The following is a 21,037-nucleotide window of genomic DNA, read 5'->3' on the forward strand; positions in this document are numbered from 1 at the left end:
CTCAATGATCGGTTCGGCTCTTTTCGCGCACTCGTTGGGTTGCTGTGTCTGCATTTTCGTTCCTTGGTATCCAGCAGGTTCATTCCTCAAAACCCAGCGTCAAGCGAAGGGTAGGGGACTTTCGACTGTTCGATAATTGCGACCCGCTCCAGAAAACGAAGCGGGATTCTGCTCAACTTTTAGCTGAGTACCCCGGTTCGTTGACAATCGCACGAAACGAAACGACACAGGACGAAATGGAACGAAACGAAAGCGTGGAAGCCATTGACCAAGCGCGGGAAATATTTTGTTCCTCCGCCGAAAAACGGCAGCGACATCAAAGAGCTCTTTAAGTACTTGATGTCAGTCGGCGCTGGTCTACCGACCGATGAGACCGGATTGCCAGTCGGTTCCTGGACCCCGGAGCTTCTTGCGAGCACCATCTCGCAATTCGAGTCCAACAAAATGGGCGTAGACCTTCGGACCGTCCAGCATTGGTTTCAGGACAATGACAAAGGTATTAGCGCGGACAACATTCATTGGTTGGCGCGCATCTTTGGTTGTGACAATCCTGAGACCATCACGGCGTGGAGGGCGGAACTCAATGCTGCCAACAGACGATTGGCAGCAAAGCGAAGAGAGACGCGAAGTGCTCAAAAGCGCGGAGCGAACCACTCTGATGGTGCTTCCAAGGGCGGCGATCAAGATGAGATTGCGAATACAAGGAACCGCGACAAGAGGGTAGAGCCGACGAAAATCCCGGGGTTGGCCGGGCGAACGGAGGCGATGTTCAGCGCTCGTTCTTCATTGGGCTTGCCTGCCGTCGTGTTCGCCGCCGCCACCGCTTTGGGACTCATGTCGTTTTCATTGAGCATTCACAGCGTTCTTTTCGCACTTCCTACCGGTGCGACAAAGCAAGTCGGTTTTTTGTGGGCCCCGAATTGGACAGTTGTTTTCCTTGTACTTCTGCCAATCTACTTCGCTGTGTTGATCAATCTGTTAAAGCAGTGGAAAGAAGAATGGCGAACTGACTTAGTAACGAAGCTGCGCTCCAAGTCGCCACGAACAAGCTGGGCAAGCAGGGTTACAACGATGTCCTATGTCTATTGGGCAGTGTTTGTTGTGACCGTTTTGATAGCCTCAGCTTTCAACTGGGTGGAAACACACCTGATCCCATTGCTAACTGGGAATGCAGGGAACTGGCCGGTGGACTGGGGAAGAATTGCGATCTTTAATCCTGATCTGGTTTCAGTTCCGAACGCCGTTGTGTTCTCCGGGCTCGTCTTCATGCTGAATGCTTTTGGGTCCTATCTGTTCTTTGCCGGCTTGATCGTCCTCTATACGCTCACCGATGATTTTGTCGATTTTTCTACAGGCCTCGCCCACGACAGGGCTGAAGAACAGCGGCGACGTCTGGCAAAGATCGGCGACGAGTTGATGGTTGGGGTTTTCCGGTGTTGTTCATTGGGCCTGATGATCACCATCTTGATGAAACTGCAGGCCAGCTTTCTGCTCTCGGACAGCAGGGACATCGTTGGTTGGCTGGCAGCCGATCTGCAAGCCCTTTTTCGGGGTAGTGGCCCGCATTCTAACGGATACGGCTTCCATCAGAATGTGCCGGGTTTCTACTACAGCTTCTTCTGTCTTCTTGTGATTTTCGCAGTCTGTGTGATCTGCACCGCCAGAATACGTACAGCAGTTACCAGCCTGGACCTGTTGAAAAGCGAGAACGCGGAAAGACTGTCTTTGATGGCGATGTACGGGGTCCTTCTTCTGTTGACTGTGACTTACATGCTCATTGGTGTGTTTCCCGGCTTCACAATCCTTATGATTGCGGTCCTGGTCTTGGCTGCATTTATCCTTACACGCCCCTCCTTAGGTCGGGTGAACACAACAAAAACGAGAGAACTAGATGCTTAAGACGATCGCTCTGGATATAGCCCCCATTCATCCCGATGTTGCAGAAGGCCCACCCGACGTGCGCGCCTATTGGGTGCATGCAGGTGACAGTATTCGTCTCAGGGTGGCTCATTGGCCAACCGAAAAATCCTCCAAGGGCACTGTCTTCCTGTTTCAGGGGAGAACGGAAAACATCGAAAAATACGGACGAACCGTGGAGTATCTGCATCGCGCTGGCTACACTGCCTTCGCAGTTGATTGGCGCGGCCAGGGACTTTCCGACAGGCTCACTGAAGATCCGATGATGGGCCATGTCGTCAGGTTCTCTGACTACCAGAAGGATGTTGCTGCTGCGGTCGATGCGGCCAAGTCACTCATCTTGCCGCAGCCTTGGTACCTCGTCGGGCACTCTCTGGGCGCATGCGTCGGTCTGCGTGCGATAATCGAAGGTCTTCCTGTTTCAGCATGCGCGTTCACGGCCCCCCTGTGGGCCATTAACTTGCCGACATTGCAACGGCTCGGAGCATGGCCTCTATCAGGCGCGTTTCAAGCTCTTGGAAAAGGCGCCACCTATGCCCCCGGTACCCGTGGCGAAAGCTATGTGCTGACAACGGATTTCGACGACAACCGACTGACACATGACCCTGATATGTACCAGTATTATCGGAACGTTTCGGAATCTCTACCTGACCAACAGATCGGCGGGCCAAGTATGTCTTGGTTGTTTCAGGCGCTCAAAGAAACTCGAGCACTTTCCAAGCTGAAATCTCCTGACATCCCGTGTGTCACGTTTTGCGGCGCTGAGGACGAAATCGTCGCGATCCCCGCAATCAAGGACAGAATGGCACGATGGCCCAATGGGAAATTGGAGCTGATGCAAAACGCAAGACACGACGTCTTGTATGAGGTGCCAAGTGTTCGCGAAAACGTGTTGGCTCAAATTTGCGAGCTTTTCGGCTCAACGCACAAAGACATGCCGATAGCGTCGTCCTCGTAGATTTGAGTGTTCTGGCCGCGCTTAGATAGCTACTGTGTGTGTTCGCTAGTATGGCACGAGCACATAGTCGTAGCGGCCAAAAATGTCCGACCATTCCACACCAACACCTCGGTAGTAGCTCGGACATTGTCGTCGGAGAGGTAGCCATGCAGGACGCAGACCAGGTGCGCGATCGGACCAACTGAAACTGGCGTTTTCGTCGTACGATCCGACATCCATATCCAAGCGGGTTTCGCAAGGCCCTTCGCGTTCCCGCACTTTGTAGCTGTAGTGACGGACGTGCCACACCCGTATGGATCGGACTACATCGAAATCAGGAGCTGATAGATTCACGTTTGCCAACGTGGGCTCAGAGAGGGCAGGGGAACCGGCGCCGAATGTTGCCATTGGTTTTTCGCTTGTTCCAAGCGGCACCACTTCCAAGGTATCGGATACATCGAGCGATGACCAAGACTCTTGAGAGTAAGTGACATCTATCACTTGAGGAGTCTTGCCATACGTCTCGGGTAATTCAGGAAGCGGGTTGGCACTTGATGATTTGATGGCATCGAGACGCTGCATGGGTGACATGTCGGCAGAACCAGAATTAACGCCCATTGGGCATCGCCAGAGTTGAAGCGGCGGTTCGACCGGAAGGGGGGTGATGCGCCGGATGAACTCGGCCCGCGCGACGTTGCAATCTGGTGAATCCGGCCACCCTCCAGCAAGGCATAAGAAAATCGCACAGTCGATTGGGTAGGCGTAAGCTGGAGCGGTGCTTCCAAGAACAATAGCTGATGTGCATCCAAGTAGCTTCAGTCGAAACATGTTGTTGTCCTTTCGGCAGCAATGATTTCGTGGATTGTTTGCGCTGATTTCTGCAAAAAAGTTAAATCACTATATTTTCTGTTTTGCAAATTTTAAATTTTGCAGTAATGAAATTACCAGATCAGAACTTTCGGAGAATTCGAAAGAATGCAAGAAGTCGTCCTATAGGGGGACGACCATGCCGCACAGAAAGAACTTTCCATTGATCACCCAAGGTGAAGCACGAGACCTTGATGCATCAGGTAAGGACTATGAGTTTCGGTATGACCTAGTCGAGCTGGGGCAAAATGGACGTCCGCAATACATTTGTATTTACCGCTATGACGGTAAGGACAACGTCCTCATCTCTGAGAGGGCGACGTCCCAAGGAGTTGTTCCTCGAAGGCTGTCACTGTTTCCGGGCCTATTCAATTTTCACAGCCGCTTCAGACAAGGCAGCGACATTACTCTCCACAATGATCTCACCATTACGACAGATGGTGTGCGGGGGCAGATCAACCTGGACTTCGACAAGGAAGAAGACGACTGAGGGCGCGTCGCTTTCGAGTGGGTCCGAGAAGCGTAGTAGGCATTTACCATTAATCGGAGGTTCGGACCAAGTCTCGCACCGCTCTGGCTTTGCTATTCCTGTGGGAGGGCAAGCCGGTTGAAAAAGCTACTTTCTCTCACCGCTATTCTACTCGGCGCGGCTATCCTAGTGGATCTGGTCGGGTATCGGAAATCGACATTGAAGGTCTCAGGCGGTGACGTGCTCGTCATAGACGGCGACACCATTGATCACGGCGGTGACAGCTACCGGCTTGTGGGTTTCGATACCCCCGAAACTTACCGACCCCAATGTGACGCCGAAAAAGCGTTAGGTTTGAAAGCCACGAACCGGCTCACGGAACTCATCCAAACGGCTGGGTACATCGACCTTGAAATTGAAGAGGATGTCGACCGGCATGGCCGCTTCCTGGCGGTCGGCCGTGTGGATGGGTGGGATGTTGGCACGACTCTGATTTCTGAGGGTCTCGCACGCGAATATTGGGGCGGCAAACGCCTATCCTGGTGCCCGTAAACTAAAAGACCGGAAACAAGAATACTGCAGGAGGAAGAGAACTAAATCGAGCAGATAACGGCCCTGTCGGTTGCGCCAACAACTGACAGGGCCAGAGACGCCCCAAAGCCATCCGGGGCAATTCTCGCGCATCAAGAGAAAACCGTAACGATGAAGAAAACAGCAAACCTTGATGCTGTCCCTAAAAAGGACAGCACGGCGGCAGAGTCAATCACATTGACTTCCGTAGACCAGCACGCGCTTCGGCCAGCTTTGAAACCTCTAGTGGGTTCCGAAGATTGCAGGATGTCAATGTCGGCAAAAACGGTGGACGGCTTCGCCCCGTGTAATCCGTTTTATGTAAAATATGCTGACCTGTTTTTGAATGGCGCGAAACCGGCAACTCCAACTTTCGATATCTCGTCACTTTCTGAACCCATACCCAGCAATCTCCGAGATGATCTCTCTTCGATGCATGTGGTGCTGCACCGAAGAGAGCGCGCGGTAAAATCCAGACGGAATTCCCACCGCGCAACCGCGACCTGCAATCCACCAGGTACGGTGTTTGGAAGGCTACCGAGCGTAATCCTTTCAAACCAATACGAACGCAAACTCAATCACGGAATTGTCAACAAGCTCCAGAGCAATCCCGGAGCGCCAAAATGACCTTGTTTCTCAACGGCATTCCGCTGATGGTCGATAGCGAAAACGGACAACGCGCGCTGAGAACTGCACATAGGTCAGGTACGCGCGTTGAATGCCGCTGCCGCAAACCGGCAGCTCTCATGTATGTCGCCGCCATTGGCGGCAGGTTCATTGTCAAACGCATGCCCGGCACCGGCCCGGACCACGCGGTAAATTGTTCGTCATTCTTGCCGCCAGACGAATTGTCGGGACTGGCGCAGATCCGGGTGACGGCCATCTCCGAACATCCCGATGACGGAACCACCATACTCAAACTAGGCTTTCCGCTGAGGAAGAACAGCAAATCACGCAATGCGCCAGAGGCAACTGGTCGGAAGCCAACCGAGGCCAAGATTGCCCCATGCAAGCTGACGATCACCAGTGTCCTGCACTACCTCTGGCATGAGGCCGATCTGGGCAAGTGGTATCCCAGAATGGGAGGCAAGCGGCATTGGGGCGTGATCCACCATGCTTTGCGCCGGGCTGCGGCGGCGAAGATCGTCAAGGGTCAGGAGCTGGCCCGCATTCTCTATGTGCCGGAATACTTCAAGCCTGAGAAAAAGGCTGGGATTGCGGCCAGACGAAACCGGCTTTTTGCAAACCTGCGGCCAGCTGGTCGCGGCGCAACCCCGTTCGGCTTGGTCGTCGCGGAATACAAGGACAAAGAAATCACCCCTCACGGGGCGCGGTTCATCTTCAAACACGCCCCCGGTTGCGCGTTTTTTGCCGATAAGGACCTGTCCAAGAAATTCGACAAAGTGTTCGGGGAACAGCTGCTGCTTCTTGAAGCGATGGGGTCCGGCCATGCAATCCTGATCGCCAGCTTTTCCATCGCCAAGGCGGGTTATCCGGTTCTGCATGAAATCGGCATGATGCTAGTGACGGACACTTGGATCCCGTTTGAAGGCCTGCGCGAACTGGAAGTGCTGAATGCGCTGACCAAACAGAGCCGCGCCTTCCAGAAACAGATGCGGTTCAACCTGCCAGTGGACGCACCGATCGCATCGGCTGTGCTGCTGGATACGCCCGATCCGATTGCCGTCTTTGTTGCCGACAATCCCGACGACGCCCGGGCATTGGCGCTGCTCACCAGCGCCTCTGAAGAAGGCCGGTATCCGAGTTGGTGCTGGTTCGATGATGGGCCGATGCGCCCGTTCCCGGATCGTGGCGCGTCCCCCTCCAGCCATCACTCACGCACATCGGAGGGGGGCGCTACTGGTCAGAGTGTGAGGCCATCACCGGCAAATGAGCGCCGCGTATCGGGAGATGAACGCGACACGATTTGGGATAGCCCCATTCTTCCCAAGGGAGCAAGCGACCATGGCTAAAGCCGCACTCGTATCTCTTGTTTTTCTGACAACGGTTGCAGCCCCGGCATTCGCGCAGAATGACGAGGCCGCAATTTGTGCGGGTCGCGGTGGCCCGCTGTTAAGTGGAGGGCGATTGCTTTGTGCGACCGCCCCCACCCGCACCTGCCTGGAACCCGCATTCCGGGCAGGTGCAATGGTTTGCTTGCACTATGAGGATGGCGGCAATTTTGAACAGGTCGTCTCAAGGAACGCAACTTCGCTTGCCAAGGGCGAATGGGCCGATGAAGCAGAGCGCGCCGCCAAACGCCACGGTGTTCCGGTGCCGCTGTTTCATGCGCTGGTTCATCAGGAAAGCCGCTGGAACGCCAATGCAGTCAGCCCGAAAGGAGCGCTGGGGTTAGCACAACTGATGCCGCCCACCGCCGCCGCGCTTGGTGTCAATCCGCACGATCCGGTGCAAAACCTCGATGGCGGCGCGCGGTATCTCAAAGCCATGTTCCTGAAATTCGGCACATGGCGACTGGCGCTGGCCGCATACAACGCCGGACCCAAAGCCGTCGAACGATATGAGGGCGTCCCGCCCTACTCGGAAACCACCCACTACGTCGCAACCGTTCTCGAAAGGGCCGGGTTCCCACCCGACGCCTGAACACCCCATCCCAGGAGACTATCTATATGAACCGTAACCCTCAAAACGTCGCCGTGCTGGCCGCGCTGGCCCTCGTGGCGTTCAGCAGCCCGGCCTTGGCTCAGTCATTGTTTGACGCCCCGGTGTCCATCCTGACCCAGATCCGGACCTTTGTGACCGGTGCCAATGGTATTCTGCTCGGCGGGGCTGCAATCGCGCTTGCCGGTATCTCGGCCGCCAGCCCGCGTGTGCCGGTCACTTGGGGCCATTTCTTTGTGATCCTCGTCGTGCTGGGCATCTTCTATGGTGCGTTTGGCATTGCCGAAGCCATTCAGGGCTTTGCGACCTGATGAGCGACGATAATCGAATATTTCAGGCGATTACCCGGCCCTCCGAACGGGCCGGGATGCCGATGACGTTCCACATTGTGGCGCTCAGCATCCCCCTTATGACGTTCATCATGACGCAGGGCTTTTTGGGTTTCTGGGGATTGCTCGCCATCGCCCCGTCTTATGCCGCCGCCCGCTGGATTGTGAGCGTCGATCCGCACCTGCCGGATCATATCGCCACCATGGCTGACTGCAAACTGTTCACAAAAAACAAGCCCTTCTGGGGCGGCAATTCTTACGCCGGAGACTGACCCGAAATGCATTTGCACCCCGAGATTCAAAAGGCCATGCCGTCTGCGCGCCGCGCTGCGCGAGAGGTGCCAGCGACCACGCATATCCCCTTCGTGCGTTTCTTGCAGGACGGCACGTTCACGACGCGCAACGGTGATCTGGTCGCGGTGTTGGAACTCAAGGGGTTCATCCACGAAACTGCTGATCGGACGGCGATCAAGGCTGCCAATGATACGCTCGCCCGGCTGTCCTCCAGCTTTGAAGACAACCGGACAGCGTTCTACAGCCATATCATCCGCAGCAGAGTTAACCTGGCCGACACGCTGCCCCCCGTGAAAGGCCCCGGCTTTGCCGAAGATCTGGACCGCCACTATCGCGCCCAGCTGGACCAAGACGAGACCTATGAGTTGCGCCACTTCCTGACGATCGTTCGCAGACCTTACACCAGCGGCAAGCGCCTGCTCGATGCCGGGCTGCGGTCTCTGCGCTCAGCAACAACAGATCCAGCCATCAGCGCCGCCCGCACCAAGAACCGCAAAGCCCTGCATGTTGCCGCAGAACAGGCGAGGCGCGATCTGTCGGTGTTTGGCGCGCGCCGCTTGTCCGGATCTGCATCCGATCGCAGGCGCACGCTGTCATACCTCTCGATGCTGCAAAGCGGGATTTGGCAAAAGGCCCCGTCGGTCTGGACCCATCTGGCGGATGCTGTGCCCAACGGGCGTATCACCTTCCGCAAAGACCATGTTCACAGCCTGTCGCCGGGCGGGGACAAGGATCGCTTTGCGGCCGTCTTTGCGGTCAACGCCTATCCGGAACGGTCGAAATACTACATGTTCGACGAGCTTCTGGGGGAACGCTGCGAGTTCATTGCCACCCAATGTTATGCGCCGATGGACCGTGTATCAGGCGGGACAAAGATCCGTGACGCCAAACGAGGCATGGCAGATGCAGGCGATGAAGCGGAAACGCTACAAAAGGATTTGAACGAGGCGCGCGACGCGGTTGCCTCCCGTGCCATGTCCATCGGGCGGCATCACTTCACTGTTTCTGTTCTCGGTGACACCCGCGAAGAGTTGGAAGATGCGGCCACGCGGGTGAATTCCTGTCTGACTGGCGCGGATCTGCGCACCCGGCGCGAAGACATCGGGTTGGAGGCGGCCTGGTGGGCGCAGCTGCCCGGCAACTTTGCCTATCAGGCGCGAGCCAAAAAGCGCTTTGTGTCCGCCAAGAACTTTGCTGACTTTGCCAACCTGCATTCCTGGCCGACAGGATCACGCGAAAGACTGCGTTGGGGCGGGCCTGTTGCCGCGTTCCGGACGCTGGGCGGTACGCCCTATTGGTTCTCCTTCCACCGCGAAGGCTCTGACAAATCCAAAGGACCAGGAACCACGGCCATCTTTGGGGCAACGGGTGAAGGCAAAACCCTGCTGGCCAACTTCCTGATGTCCAGCTGCTACCGCCTACCCGAACACCCGCACCTGATCGCCTTTGACAAAGACCGGGGGTCGGAAACCTTCATTCGAGCCATAGGCGGCATATACCTTCATCTGAAATCCGGCATGAATCTCGGCTTCAATCCGTTTGCTGTCGCCACGGATGAGGTTGGGATCGAATGGCTTGAGGGCTTCATTCAACGCCTGACCGGCGCGGAAAAACTCACCCCGGAACAGGAACGGCGGATTGCCACTGGCCTGCGCCGCCTTGCGTCTGGTGATCCGGCCCTGCGCACATTTTCGGATTTTGCCGACACGCTGCGCTCTGTTGACGATGTTGACGCGCCTGTTCAGGTGCTCGATGCGCTGAGCAAGTGGTATGGGACCGGTAGTCGCGCCTGGCTGTTTGATAATGCAGAGGACAGTTTCAGCCTCGATCAAGCCGTGACCGCTTTTGACATGACGGCGCTGCTCAAGGCGTCGGATATTCGTTTGCCTCTGCTGGATTACCTGTTCTACCGGATCGAGCGCAAACTGGCCGAAGGCAAACCGCTGATCATCAGTGTTGATGAAGCTTGGGCGTTATTTGATGACCCCCGGTTTGGCCCCCGTATCCAGGACTGGATCAAAACCATCCGAAAGCTGGATGGCATTTTGGTGTTCATGACACAGGAAACGTCGGATGCGGCCAAATCCTCAATCTCGGACACGCTGATCCAGTCGACGGAAAACCGCATCTTCTTTGCCAACCCCAAGGCCGACCGCAAAACTTATGTGGATGCGTTCCGGCTGACGGAGGCTGAGTTCAGCGCTGTTTCTTCCATGCCACCCAAATCCCGTCTGGTGTTGATCAATGACGGAGACGGATCAGCCGTAGTCTCGACGCGGCTTGAGCTTCCCGAGCAATTCTACCGCGTGTTGTCCGCCACAGGCGACAGCGTTGCCGAGATGGACCAGCTGCGCGCCGAGTACGGCGAGGATGGCTGGCTCGACGCCTTCATGACCACCAAGCCCCTTGAGGAGACCTCCCAATGATCCGCAAGTTTGTTTTCGTTACCTTTAGCCTGCCGCTTCTCGGAGCCTGCACCATTACCGGAGATGCTCTCGATCCGCCCCGCGAACTGAAGGCCAATTGCAACATCGCAGACGCAGAGCCGGTTCCCCAAACCGGCCTCACCACCAACCTTCCACTCAACGCCGGCAAACTCTGACCCCTCCCCTGAAAGGACAAGACAATGAAGACCACTCTCAAAAGCACCGCCGCGGTTGTTGCAATTGCACTGGCCGGATTTGTCGGGACGTCCGGCACAGTCAGCGCACAAGGTGTCCCAACCTACAGTGTCACAGAACATGCGGAACAGCTCGCGATGCTGAATTCTATGGGCGACATGATTGGCCTAGACACGCAGATGCTCGACAATGCGCTGCTGCAGTTGCAGGAACTTCAGGAGCAATTGCGCCAGGCCCGGGCAACGCACAATGCGATCACCGGTGCCCGCGAAACAATCAGCAACTTGTTCAACGGCGATATCACACCACGCAAGCTATCCTCGTCCCTTTCCACGCTCTCGATGACTGGCAATTCGGTGAACCGCCGCCTGAGCAACCATATGGAAGCACTGAAGGTCGATTTCCAGCCGCTGAGCGGGCAGCAGGCGTTGGGGCGTTCAGCGGAAGATCCGGCCACGCGGTCACATGATCTGGTTTCTGGATCGAGCATGGCTGGGCTCGCAATTGCTGAGGAAGGCTTTGCCGGGGCCGGTGAAGCGATGGAGCGCTATGACGGCTATCGTGAGCAGATTTCCGCGACCGATGATCTGAAAGCTAGCATCGATCTGAATACCCGCATAGCGATTGAGAATGGCATGATGCTCGCCACATTGTTGCAGACCCTCTCTGCACAAGGTCAGCTGGACGCCGCAATCGTAAACCAGCGTCTGCGCGGGCAGGATATCGTGGCCCGTCAGGCGTACAGACCTGAAGGATCAAACTGATGCGCTTTCCCACAACCACCCTCCTCATCGCAGCAACCGTCGCCACATCGCTGGCAACGGGTCAACCGGTGTTGGCTTTGACGGCTGATGAGAAACGCGAAAACTCGCGCCTGGCTGCTGCTAAACGCGCGACCCTCACCCGAGAAACGGCAGCTGTAAGGTTCGCCTATGCAGAGAAGTGTGAGTTGGCCTTTGCTTCTGACGAACCCATGCCAGAAAAAGATCTTCGCATTTCTGCTCCAGTGGGGATTGATGACGATCTGCTGGGAATGACCGTGGATGAAATCTCAGAACAATACGGGCTTGCTTCAGACGCATTCTACGCTGCCGACCGTGCCGTCAATGACTGCATTCGCAAATTCAGAAAGAGGAATGATGGGTCATGAGCATCAGAGATTTCCTTGTTGGCACTGATCAGAGCTTTGACAACATTATCAATGGCGGGTCGCAGCAAGTGTTCCAAGCACTGGCCGCCCCAAGCGCTGAATTTTTGACCCTTCTCGCCGGCGGAGCACTGGCAGTCTGGGCGGTCACGGCGGCGTATCGAGGCAGCTTCTCCCTCGACGGCTTCATAATGTTCGTGTTTCGGTTCACACTTTTCTATCTGGCGGTATCGGGCGGAGCGCTCTGGACCCAATACATATTTCCCTTCATCACCCAGTTCCCTGTTGAAGTCGGCAACACAGTCATCAGTCAGTTTGGCGGAGGTGGCAACGCCGGTGGAGTCGCCACTGCATTTGCTGATGTGGCTGACACGTCTTTCAGAAACATCGTAACGGCAATCGGATCTTATGGCGTGGCGGACTACATTACGGGCGATGCGCTCGGAGTGCTCCTATTTGCACTGTTGGCAGCAGGTGCAATCCTAATAATGATCGTAATCGCACTGGCTCTGCTTGTCGCCTCCAAAGTCCTACTGGCCATCCTGCTTGCGATTTTCCCAGTTCTGGCCGTCTGGGCTTATCTCCGCAGTTCGGCGGAAATCTTCAATGGTTGGGTGCGCGGCATTACCATGTTGGTTCTGTTTCAGGTCTTGCTTTTTGGAGTGATGGGTATCGCCTTGGCTGCAACGGAAGGCGTTTCAGATGCGGTCGCAATTGGAGTGGCATCAGGCTCGGATATCCCGTTGGAAATGTTCAAGCTCGCAGGCATCAGCGGGATCACAGCGGGCCTACTGCTGATTTGCCCGATGATCGCACAGCGGATCGGCGGCGCAGCGCTTAGCCTGGGTGAGTCTCAGATCAAAGGCGCAGGTGCAACCGGTGCGAGGCTTCTTGGCGGCCAGCTGACTGGAGTAAACTCTGGCGGCAACAACCTGGGCGACGTCTCCAATCAGCGTGCAAGTGCGGTGAATGAAGCCGACAAACCATCCGCAACAGAGGCAAACAACCAACGCATTCGGGATTCTGTAAGGCGCGGGGCTGAACGCATGGCCGAAGACGCCCGACGGCGCAGAAGCTGATCAATTTGCACTTTCTGGTTTGATTGAGGCTTCCCTCGCTGCCTCTCCCCTGCGGGTCGAACGCGAACTCAGCCAACCAATTCTCAATGATCCCAGAAAGTGTCGTAACCAATTGAAAACACTGGCGGGCTGGCCCCGCAACAGACGAGGAGTCACCAGATGCAACATGCAGCAGCAGATTTGAGGCCCGATCCACTCAATCCTGACGGGCAGTATCAGGGCTCTCCCCTGCTTGATACATCCACCATTCACGAAGGCCACGACCGCTGGGAAGATGAAATGTATCTCTCGATGCGGCGCAGGGCGCGGATTGCATATGTCGTCGGCGGGATCGGCGCTCTGATTGGCGTCATGGGCGTTGCGGCCGTCATGGGTCTGGCTCCGCTGAAACAGGTCGTGCCCATCACAATGACGGTCGACAAGCATACCGGACTGGTCAACGTGGAATCCCGTCTGGGTGATCTGACACTGGACGATGACGAGTATGTCACGCAGGCGCTGTTGTTCCAGTATGCCCGCGACCGGGAAACCTATGACGCGCACGATCAGCGGGAACGGCTGACCGATGTATATGGGCGAACTTGTGGCGGGGCCGCAGAGGATCTGGCCGCGCTCTATGACGAAGACAATCCCAACAGCCCCATGAACATCTACGGCAGCTATGGCCGCGTCGATGTCCGCATTCGGTCTGTCACGCTGAACAACGGAAACTCGGCCACACTGCGCATCACGAAAAGCGCGCGCCGGCAACAGGGTGCCCCGGTCACAACGCGGAACTTTGTGGTGACGATGGGCTACGAGTTCGACCGCACCGGAAACATGACACTGGAAGAGCGTTGGAACAACCCAACCGGCTTTTGTGTCGCCAATTACCGACTGGATGAGGAGGCGCGATAATGCTGCGTTTAATTTGCACTGTGGCTGTGATGCTGGCGCTTGGCGCGGCCTCTGTCACAGCTGAACAAAAAGGACGGGGAACCCGCATGGACGCGCGCGTGCGCACCCTCGTCTATCACCCTGACGAGGTGTACAAGATCGATGTTTCACGGGGCTATGCTCTCAGCATTCACCTCCAGGATGGTGAACAGATGGTCGATGAGGTCCGGGGCGATCCCAAGACCTGGGACTTTATTCCCCTGACCGCTGGCAACGGCTTTGTCCTGAAGGCCAAACATGCCACCTCGCAGGCGAGCAACCTCATTCTGCAAACCAACCTGCGCAGCTATGTATTCCTCCTTCAGGCGCATGAAGCCGGTCCACCTGATAATATCGGGTTCCTCTATCGGTTCAGCTACCCGGATCAGAAAAAGGGCTTCAAACCGCGACAGGCCGGAAACATCCAAGCCGCATTCAACACAACCGGGCGGCCCGCCAATCTGCAATACAGTGCGGGCGGCGACAGGTTGCTACGTCCGGAAGTCGCTTTTGACGACGGGCGCAAGACCTATCTGCGCCTGAAGCAGCAAAGCGTGCGACCCGCTGTCTTTGCCATGGACGCAAAAGGGCGCGAACGCCTGGTCAACTCAACGGATCTGGCGGACGGCACCATTGTTGTGACCGGAGTTTATCCGCGCCTTGTCCTTCGCGACGGACCTTATGTGGTCTGCGTGTTCAACATCCCTCTCTATGAAATCGACCAGAACCGCGACCCGAACAAGCCGCGCAGGGTTTCGTCATCAACGTCACAGCGCAATGCAGGTCAAGGTGGGGAGAACCGCTGATGTCTGACCAAAACAAGCTACTAAATGATCGCATCGAAGGATTAGAGGAACCGGAGCGCGGCATCAACTGGCCCATGATCGGAGGCGTTGTCGGTCTTATCGCGTTTCTCGGGTTGTTCCTTTGGATCAATCTGGGCGGTGATGAGGCTGGTCGCCGTGCCGGTATCATTCCTAAGGTCAATCAAACACCAGATCCCCGCCAACAGGGCGGTGAACTCTTTGGCACTGTTCCGACGCAACCACTGGCGCCGGTCGAACCACAACAAGATCCCCGTGTTGCCTTGCTTGAGGCTGAGCTGGCCGAACTGCGCGAGTTAATCAAAGCGGCGCAGGAAGAAGAATCTGTGACTGAGCCTGCCCCGCAAGCGCTCGCCTTGGATCTGGACGCAGCGGCCCTCGAAGCGCTCGAAAAACGCACCGCGCGACAAGAACAGGCCCTTGAAGCGTTCCTGAAGAAGCTGGAAGAAGATCGGCTTGCGGATGAGCGCCGGCAACGGGAACTGCTCGCGCGGATTCAGGCCAACCGGCCGATCACGGAACCGGGCCAAGCGTCTGAACAGGCACAGCAAGGCGATGCGGTACAGGATGCAGTTGCGGCTGAAGAAGATCGGTTGACCCAGCCTTTGACCAATAGCCTTGGGCGCAGCGCCGCTGGGGCCGGTGATGGCGGCAATGCGAACAAAAAAACGGGCAATGACTTCCTCGATGCCGCTGCGTCTCGTACGGTCCAGACAGCGCGGGCGACCCAGTTGCAGGACGTGCATCGTCTGATCACCCAAGGCACCGTGATTCCGGGCGTTCTGGATACCGCAATATCGTCCGATCTTCCCGGTGAATTGAAAGCCACCATTAGCCGGGATGTGTGGTCAGCGGATGCAACCACCATCCTGATCCCCAAAGGCTCAACGCTGATTGGGGAATACTCGTCTGATATCTCCCTTGGTCAGCGCCGGGTTCTGGTGGCCTGGAACCGGGTGATCACGACTGACAAACGCTCTGTCATGATCGGATCGCGTGGCGTCGATGGTCTGGGCCGCGCCGGTCTGACGGGCAATGTGCAGCACCACTTCGGCCTCAAGTTTGAAGCGGCATTCTTTATCTCGATCTTCTCGGGGATTTCCAGCTTTGGAAATCGCACTCTGAGCGACAACGATTTGTCGACCGGCACAGATGGGTTTGCGAACTCCGGCCAGGATGCCTTTGAGGAATACCTGTCGATCCCGCCGACAATCTGGGTGAATCAGGGCGAGAACATCAACGTGTTCGTTTCGCGAGACCTCTATATGTGACGCCTTGAGCATCATTCCAGGCGGGGCGCAACATGGTTGTGCCCCGCAGCGTATTTGAGCTTTCCACCCTTTAACACTCTTGTCCTGAAGGAGAATGCCATGAGCACCATACAGGCAAAGACCCACCTGCCTTACACGATCGCAGCTGGCGTCATCAGCATCCCGCTCTGGGCCGCACTCCTGGTCGCTTGGAAGGTGAATGGCGATATTGAAACATGGCGGCCTTGGCTCTTGCTCAGCCAGCGCAACAGCCTTCACCAGAAGGATTGGGACCTGGTACTTTGGGGCGGTATCACGCTGGGCCTCATGACTGGTGCCGGCCTTGCCTATCTCTTCGGTGGCATGGTGTTTGGCGTGACCGCGACTGATGCGCATGGGGATGCTCGCTGGGCCACGGCGAAAGAGATCCGCGCGGCGCGTCTGATCAGCGATTGGGGGCTTGTTCTGGGCAAGCTGGGGAAGCCAGAGAAAAAGGCCCCTCACCTGCGTGCCCATACCGATGACCAAGGCACGGTGCTGGTCTCGGGTCCGCCTCGATCCGGTAAGGGTGTTGGTATCGTTGTCCCCACCCTGCTCGACTATCCCGGCTCTCTCATCGTCTATGATGTCAAAGGCGAGCTTTTCGAAACCACGTCGCGGCGGCGATTGGAAAAAGGCGACAAGGTGCGCGTGCTGTCGCCCTTCGACGTTCAGTTTCCGAACAATCCCGACGGCTCCCTTGTCGGCCGGTCGCACAGTTTCAACCCGCTGGTTGAGATTGCGGCGATGGATGATCTGGAAGACCGGCTCGTGCGGATTTCGGAAATCTGCGCCGCGCTGTTGGCCCCCAAGAGCGCAACCGGCGCTGAGGCGTCATTGATGGAAGATGCGCGGGAAATCTTTGAGGCCGCAGCGGCCCTCGTCTGCAATGAGCCAGAACCGTCGCTCGGCCGGGTTCTTCAGGTGCTGACGCCGGAAGTGGGCGGCGATGATGAGATACCGGATTACAAGGGCATGTTCGCCGCCCTTGCGCCACGCGCGCCTGATCCGGTCTCAAAAGGGGTAATGCTGCGCATGGCGGGCCAGGACAACAAGCAGCTGGGCATCTATCTGTCGGTCCTGATGGGTGGGGGTCTGAACGCATGGCGCAACCCTGCGATCGTTCGCGCGACAAAGGCCAATGACTTCGACTTTGAATCGATGCGTTGGGAACCTCAAACCTGCTACATCTCGATCCCAGAGGCGCATAAACAGGTGTCGCGGCCTTTGGTGCGTCTGTTCATCCAGTGCGCGATCAACGCGCTGCGTCGACGGCTCATGGCCTCCGGTGAGGATTTCCTGCCCGTCCTGTTTCTGATCGATGAGTTTCATTCGCTGGGGAAAATGCAGGGTGTACTCGATGCCGTAACCACCCTGCCCGGCTATGGCGGTCGTCTCTGCCTGATTGTGCAATCGCCGGCATCGCTCAGAGAACACTATGGGCAGGCGGGCGAAGAGATTCTGACCGAAAGCTCGCATCTGCATGTCTGGCTGACGCCCAATTCCGAGGAAACCAAGCAAAAGCTCTCCAAGGCGCTTGGCAACAAGACGGTGACGCAGAAATCCGTATCGGGGCGCAACTGGTCGAAAGAACCCGGCCGCTCTGAGAGCTGGTCGGAGAAAAGCCGGGCGTTACTGACCCCTGAAGAAATCGGCCGGTTGGGCAAGGAAGAAGTGATTATCACCGGCAAGGGCATGTTCCCGATCCGGACAAACAGGGTGTCCTATTATAAAGACCATCGGTTTAAAGCCCTGAGTGAAAGTCAAGTGGGCAAGCCCTGGCCGGATGTGCCCACGGTCAAGGATGGCGTTGTGACGCGGTTTGATGAATTCCTGAAAAGTGCCGGGTCGGCAAAATCGGCTGAGGCCGAAGAACCTGGGCCTGTCGCCAAACCGCCTTTGTCGCAGCGTGCGGCTGTCACCGGACCAAACTCATACGATCCACCCGAATTTGACGGATATCTTGATCAAGGTTTGGCTGGATACGGGTACTTCGAAGATCCGCGCGAGACGGCCGGTGAAGAAGAAACGGCCGAAGACCGCCAGCTAAAGCAAGCAATGGAAACGGTGACAGCCCCAAGCTTTGCCGACAACCTTGGCAATCTCCTGAACTTGGCACCAATTAGCCCGGGCGGCGAGGCCGAACTTGCCGACCTGGCACATCGGCTCTCACCGGACGAGTTGATCAAAAGACTAATGCCACTGTTCAGCGGTGAAAACGTGAAGATCAGTGGCTATTCGCTGCGTGGGACATAGACTGGTTAGAAGGCAAAAAAAATAGACTTTCGCTGCGCCTGCAATTTGTTGGACAAGGCAAAGGATAGTCGGCCACAGAGCTGCCGCTCGCTGCAGTAGCGGCACAAGTAATTTCTAATGTCGTTTTTGCGCAGAAAACAGAACTTGCAGTTTTCAGGTACAGTGCATCTGAGTATGATGTCGGCGACGTCTTGGGAAGCACCGCCGCGATCGATCCACAGCAACGAGAGATCTGCACGCCGCCAAGCTTTGAGACCGCAACCCGCGCGGTGCTGTCGATCGAACGGCCAACTATTCGTCCTATGTTAGCTTCCTGTTAGAGTGCAACGTCACCCAATCTGGCACACCCCTTAAGATGTATGTCCAATGCGTGTTTCAGCAAAAAGGTGAAAATTTTCGCTCTTTGTTCTTGACGCCCCAAGTACGTCAACTATCTAGATGTGGTCGCTAGCAGTCCAGGGTTGCCAAAATATGGCAGGAAGAAACCATCGCGGCGCAAAATCGAGCGAGCCCGTTTCATCCAAACTTGCCAAGTTGAATCCATCTACGACTGTCAAAGCAATTTGAGGCTAGAACAATGAGTTTAGATGGAACAGCGTTGATTGGTTATTTGATTGCAGGGTATGAGGAATCTAGCAAGTGGCGCATTGCGTCTTTTGTTCTCGGGTTTGTCGTTACACTCCCAGCCATGGCTTCGATCGTAACAAACGACGCCTCGACACTCTACTATCTTGCATGCCTTAACGCTGCTCTTTTGGTTTTGTGGTGGGTTGCAAACAATCGCTATTGCCAAAAGCAAAGCGCAGCACACAATGCTAGGCGCGCCGCTTTGATCGTTAACGGCCTCGGAGAAGACTTATCAGCGGGGGAAAAACGCCGCTTAATCGATAAGTTTTCGGTCGATGCAGATAAAGCTAAAAACTCGCAGAAAGCGGACTATTACGCTACGCAAGCTGAACCGGGACCTTTGAGGTTGCTTGATTGCTTGGAAGAGTCGGCATTCTACAGTTCAAAATTGCATAAATTGAGCGCAAACGCGTGGGTTTGGCTTGTGGCCTTCTATGCCGTCTTGTTTTTGGCAATCGCGCTGTTTTTTGTGCCTTCGGCGAACAACGATATCCTTATGACGATGGTTCGTGTTTTCTTCGCTGCAACGGTATTCGTCCTATCAGCTGATGTCTTAGGTTCTTTGATCTCTCACAGGCGATGCGCAAACGAAACCAGTGAAATCCTGAGTCGCATTGAGATTGCTAAAAAAGCTGGCAAAGATTCAGTAAACACTGCGGACGCTTTACTCATACTGGAAGACTACACCAGTGCCATACAAAGCGCGCCAGAAGTCGTGCCTTTCGTTTATGGGGCACAAGTATCCAAACTTAATGCGCAATGGGCTGCGTATCTAAAAGGCTAAAATGAAGAGAGTTTGAACCAATTGAAAAATCTACGACTATTTAAAGAATTCCTTGAAGATACAGTAAATTTAAACCTCACGCGGTTAGATAGTCTCGATAGCACATCTGAAGCTCTGAACTCGTTTGTGGAGTCTTCCGATTGGGAACCCGAGAACCTAGAGTGGTATCCACAAGGTTCTTGGGCGCATCATACGATCATCAAGCCTCTTCCCAAAAAAGAATTTGACGCTGATGTTCTCGCAATTGTAGATCCTGTTGAGGGATGGACTGCTGGCGACTACGTCGACGAACTTTATTCGGTCTTTCGATCGAGCAGCTTGTACCGAGAAAAAACCCGCAGATACGACTATTGCGTAACACTTGAGTACGCTGGTGATAAGCGCATCGACATTGCACCTTGCGTTCGCAACCGATGGGGGTTCGATACCTTAGAAGTTTGCAACCGAAAAATCGACGAATTCGAGGAAACGCAACCCAAGCAGTTTACGACGTGGCTCAAGGACAAAAACTCACTTTCCGGGAACAACAGCTTCAGGAAAGTAACGCGACTAGTAAAATACCTCCGCGATATTAAAACCACTTTCACTTGTTCATCGGTGTGCTTGACCACTCTGCTCGCGGGCCAGATTCAACAAGGCGACAAAGGAAGCGCAGATTTTGCCGACACTCCGAGCGCGCTCAGAACAATGTTCGAGAGATTGGACACATGGCTTCAAGTTCGCCCACTGAAACCGCAAGTTAGTAGCCCATTTAGCAGCGAAGATTTCTCCGTATGTTGGAGCGAAGATCAATACTCAAACTTTCGCAACAAGGTTCAAAAATACCGTGAGTGGATTGACGATGCGTTCAACGAGCCGGACAGAAACACAAGTATTGCAAAGTGGCGGCGCGTATTCGGCGACGACTTCGGCAAAAGTGAAGGCGAAGTTCAGGCTAAGTCAGTTACCGCGAATGCGGTTGATCATGTTCGAAGAAACCTGAACGCGCCCATCTCAACCGTCTATGGGTTTGTCGGCGATCTTGTTGATCTCGTGAAAGAGTTCGGAAAAAGGGCCATACCATCGTCCCATATAAACTTGCCCTATCTAGAACAGCCTACTTGGAGGGCTGTGGGTAATCATCTGCTCTCTGTGAAAGTATCAGCGAAGCTGCACTCTTCGCGAGGAGGGCCGTTTATTCGAAACGTTGAAAGTGGGAATATTGTGCCCAAAGATCGCTGGCTTCAATTTGTGCCAGCAACTATTTCAGGCTTACCATTAGACAGAAACACCTATGAAGTTCGGTGGCGCGTGACCAACACAGGTGATGAAGCGTCGAGCAATGGCGTACTTCGCGGGACTTTCGAGTATTCGCATGGCGGAGGTGTACGATGGGAAGGCCTCGAGTATCGTGGGGTGCACTTCGTTGAAGCTTTCGTAATTCGTAAGCGCGACAACATTCAGGTCAGTCGCAGCGAGCCATTCTATGTAGTGATTGAGTAATCGCTAGG

At 55.5% G+C, this 21,037-nt stretch carries 20 protein-coding genes and 1 pseudogene; 20 read left to right on the forward strand and 1 reads right to left on the reverse strand.

The window, feature by feature from the left end:
- The first annotated feature begins 264 nt into the window (after positions 1-264).
- Both ACR1XV_RS18375 and ACR1XV_RS18380 read left to right on the forward strand, forming a co-directional pair.
- Entirely contained in the window at positions 265-1,899 is a 1,635-nt protein-coding gene (locus tag ACR1XV_RS18375; RefSeq protein ID WP_480534008.1) for an RcgA family putative transporter, read from the forward strand.
- Positions 1,892-2,875, forward strand: a complete 984-nt coding sequence (locus ACR1XV_RS18380; protein ID WP_480534010.1) for an alpha/beta hydrolase — start codon at positions 1,892-1,894, stop codon at positions 2,873-2,875. The genes ACR1XV_RS18375 and ACR1XV_RS18380 overlap by 8 nt, the downstream gene beginning before the upstream one ends.
- A gap of 45 nt (positions 2,876-2,920) precedes the next feature.
- On the opposite strand, the gene ACR1XV_RS18385 is transcribed toward ACR1XV_RS18380, so the two are convergent.
- A complete protein-coding gene (locus ACR1XV_RS18385; protein ID WP_480534012.1) occupies positions 2,921-3,682 on the reverse strand; it encodes a hypothetical protein in 762 nt (253 codons plus the stop codon).
- Positions 3,683-3,860: 178 nt separating this feature from the next.
- Here ACR1XV_RS18385 and ACR1XV_RS18390 point away from each other — a divergent pair, with 178 nt between their 5' ends.
- The 18 genes and pseudogenes from ACR1XV_RS18390 (at position 3,861) to ACR1XV_RS18475 (ending at position 21,029) form a co-directional block, all read left to right on the forward strand.
- Entirely contained in the window at positions 3,861-4,211 is a 351-nt protein-coding gene (locus ACR1XV_RS18390) for a hypothetical protein (RefSeq protein WP_480534014.1), read from the forward strand.
- Between the two features lie 117 nt (positions 4,212-4,328).
- Positions 4,329-4,742: a thermonuclease family protein gene (locus ACR1XV_RS18395; protein ID WP_480534016.1), complete on the forward strand. Its 414-nt coding sequence runs from the start codon at positions 4,329-4,331 to the stop codon at positions 4,740-4,742.
- A 150-nt stretch (positions 4,743-4,892) separates the two neighbouring features.
- On the forward strand, positions 4,893-5,387 hold the full coding sequence (locus ACR1XV_RS18400; protein WP_480534018.1) for a hypothetical protein: 495 nt from the start codon (positions 4,893-4,895) through the stop codon (positions 5,385-5,387).
- Complete coding sequence (locus ACR1XV_RS18405) at positions 5,384-6,733, forward strand: DUF1173 family protein (protein WP_480534020.1); 1,350 nt, start codon at positions 5,384-5,386, stop codon at positions 6,731-6,733. The genes ACR1XV_RS18400 and ACR1XV_RS18405 overlap by 4 nt, the downstream gene beginning before the upstream one ends.
- A 247-nt stretch (positions 6,734-6,980) precedes the next feature.
- Positions 6,981-7,364: pseudogene (locus ACR1XV_RS18410) on the forward strand (lytic transglycosylase domain-containing protein); the annotation flags it as partial.
- Between the two features lie 26 nt (positions 7,365-7,390).
- On the forward strand, positions 7,391-7,693 hold the full coding sequence (locus tag ACR1XV_RS18415; RefSeq protein ID WP_480534022.1) for a TrbC/VirB2 family protein: 303 nt from the start codon (positions 7,391-7,393) through the stop codon (positions 7,691-7,693).
- On the forward strand, positions 7,693-7,983 hold the full coding sequence (locus ACR1XV_RS18420; RefSeq protein WP_480534024.1) for a VirB3 family type IV secretion system protein: 291 nt from the start codon (positions 7,693-7,695) through the stop codon (positions 7,981-7,983). Before ACR1XV_RS18415 ends, ACR1XV_RS18420 begins: the two co-directional genes overlap by 1 nt.
- Before the next feature lie 6 nt (positions 7,984-7,989).
- A complete protein-coding gene (locus tag ACR1XV_RS18425) occupies positions 7,990-10,431 on the forward strand; it encodes a VirB4 family type IV secretion/conjugal transfer ATPase (RefSeq protein ID WP_480534026.1) in 2,442 nt (813 codons plus the stop codon).
- Positions 10,428-10,607, forward strand: coding sequence for a hypothetical protein (locus ACR1XV_RS18430; protein WP_480534028.1), 180 nt, complete (start codon positions 10,428-10,430; stop codon positions 10,605-10,607). Before ACR1XV_RS18425 ends, ACR1XV_RS18430 begins: the two co-directional genes overlap by 4 nt.
- 24 nt (positions 10,608-10,631) lie before the next feature.
- Positions 10,632-11,390, forward strand: coding sequence for a type IV secretion system protein (locus ACR1XV_RS18435; protein ID WP_480534030.1), 759 nt, complete (start codon positions 10,632-10,634; stop codon positions 11,388-11,390).
- Positions 11,390-11,776: a hypothetical protein gene (locus ACR1XV_RS18440; protein ID WP_480534032.1), complete on the forward strand. Its 387-nt coding sequence runs from the start codon at positions 11,390-11,392 to the stop codon at positions 11,774-11,776. The genes ACR1XV_RS18435 and ACR1XV_RS18440 overlap by 1 nt, the downstream gene beginning before the upstream one ends.
- The gene (locus ACR1XV_RS18445) at positions 11,773-12,852 is read left to right on the forward strand and encodes a type IV secretion system protein (protein WP_480534034.1); all 1,080 of its coding nucleotides are present in this window, start codon (positions 11,773-11,775) and stop codon (positions 12,850-12,852) included. The genes ACR1XV_RS18440 and ACR1XV_RS18445 overlap by 4 nt, the downstream gene beginning before the upstream one ends.
- 159 nt (positions 12,853-13,011) lie before the next feature.
- A complete protein-coding gene (locus tag ACR1XV_RS18450) occupies positions 13,012-13,749 on the forward strand; it encodes a VirB8 family type IV secretion system protein (RefSeq protein ID WP_480534036.1) in 738 nt (245 codons plus the stop codon).
- Positions 13,749-14,573 carry a TrbG/VirB9 family P-type conjugative transfer protein gene (locus tag ACR1XV_RS18455; protein WP_480534038.1) on the forward strand — a complete coding sequence of 275 codons (825 nt, stop codon included), beginning with the start codon at positions 13,749-13,751 and terminating at the stop codon, positions 14,571-14,573. The genes ACR1XV_RS18450 and ACR1XV_RS18455 overlap by 1 nt, the downstream gene beginning before the upstream one ends.
- On the forward strand, positions 14,573-15,862 hold the full coding sequence (locus ACR1XV_RS18460) for a TrbI/VirB10 family protein (RefSeq protein ID WP_480534040.1): 1,290 nt from the start codon (positions 14,573-14,575) through the stop codon (positions 15,860-15,862). The genes ACR1XV_RS18455 and ACR1XV_RS18460 overlap by 1 nt, the downstream gene beginning before the upstream one ends.
- Positions 15,863-15,961: 99 nt before the next feature.
- Positions 15,962-18,136: a type IV secretory system conjugative DNA transfer family protein gene (locus tag ACR1XV_RS18465; RefSeq protein WP_480534042.1), complete on the forward strand. Its 2,175-nt coding sequence runs from the start codon at positions 15,962-15,964 to the stop codon at positions 18,134-18,136.
- Between the two features lie 577 nt (positions 18,137-18,713).
- Positions 18,714-19,547, forward strand: coding sequence for a hypothetical protein (locus tag ACR1XV_RS18470; RefSeq protein ID WP_480534044.1), 834 nt, complete (start codon positions 18,714-18,716; stop codon positions 19,545-19,547).
- A gap of 12 nt (positions 19,548-19,559) precedes the next feature.
- On the forward strand, positions 19,560-21,029 hold the full coding sequence (locus tag ACR1XV_RS18475) for an SMODS domain-containing nucleotidyltransferase (protein ID WP_480534046.1): 1,470 nt from the start codon (positions 19,560-19,562) through the stop codon (positions 21,027-21,029).
- Positions 21,030-21,037 lie beyond the last annotated feature (8 nt).

It is taken from the genome of Ruegeria sp. AD2(2025) (assembly GCF_056542385.1).

Bases quoted from the DNA above. Each gene is read 5' to 3' on its own strand.
- ACR1XV_RS18470 (WP_480534044.1), top strand. From the start codon at position 18,714: ATGAGTTTAGATGGAACAGCGTTGATTGGTTATTTGATTGCAGGGTAT.
- ACR1XV_RS18460 (WP_480534040.1), top strand. From the start codon at position 14,573: ATGTCTGACCAAAACAAGCTACTAAATGATCGCATCGAAGGATTAGAG.
- ACR1XV_RS18425 (WP_480534026.1), top strand. From the start codon at position 7,990: ATGCATTTGCACCCCGAGATTCAAAAGGCCATGCCGTCTGCGCGCCGC.
- ACR1XV_RS18445 (WP_480534034.1), top strand. From the start codon at position 11,773: ATGAGCATCAGAGATTTCCTTGTTGGCACTGATCAGAGCTTTGACAAC.
- ACR1XV_RS18415 (WP_480534022.1), top strand. From the start codon at position 7,391: ATGAACCGTAACCCTCAAAACGTCGCCGTGCTGGCCGCGCTGGCCCTC.
- ACR1XV_RS18380 (WP_480534010.1), top strand. From the start codon at position 1,892: ATGCTTAAGACGATCGCTCTGGATATAGCCCCCATTCATCCCGATGTT.
- ACR1XV_RS18405 (WP_480534020.1), top strand. From the start codon at position 5,384: ATGACCTTGTTTCTCAACGGCATTCCGCTGATGGTCGATAGCGAAAAC.
- ACR1XV_RS18455 (WP_480534038.1), top strand. From the start codon at position 13,749: ATGCTGCGTTTAATTTGCACTGTGGCTGTGATGCTGGCGCTTGGCGCG.
- ACR1XV_RS18420 (WP_480534024.1), top strand. From the start codon at position 7,693: ATGAGCGACGATAATCGAATATTTCAGGCGATTACCCGGCCCTCCGAA.
- ACR1XV_RS18430 (WP_480534028.1), top strand. From the start codon at position 10,428: ATGATCCGCAAGTTTGTTTTCGTTACCTTTAGCCTGCCGCTTCTCGGA.
- ACR1XV_RS18400 (WP_480534018.1), top strand. From the start codon at position 4,893: ATGAAGAAAACAGCAAACCTTGATGCTGTCCCTAAAAAGGACAGCACG.
- ACR1XV_RS18440 (WP_480534032.1), top strand. From the start codon at position 11,390: ATGCGCTTTCCCACAACCACCCTCCTCATCGCAGCAACCGTCGCCACA.
- ACR1XV_RS18465 (WP_480534042.1), top strand. From the start codon at position 15,962: ATGAGCACCATACAGGCAAAGACCCACCTGCCTTACACGATCGCAGCT.
- ACR1XV_RS18435 (WP_480534030.1), top strand. From the start codon at position 10,632: ATGAAGACCACTCTCAAAAGCACCGCCGCGGTTGTTGCAATTGCACTG.
- ACR1XV_RS18450 (WP_480534036.1), top strand. From the start codon at position 13,012: ATGCAACATGCAGCAGCAGATTTGAGGCCCGATCCACTCAATCCTGAC.
- ACR1XV_RS18390 (WP_480534014.1), top strand. From the start codon at position 3,861: ATGCCGCACAGAAAGAACTTTCCATTGATCACCCAAGGTGAAGCACGA.
- ACR1XV_RS18385 (WP_480534012.1), bottom strand. From the start codon at position 3,682: ATGTTTCGACTGAAGCTACTTGGATGCACATCAGCTATTGTTCTTGGA.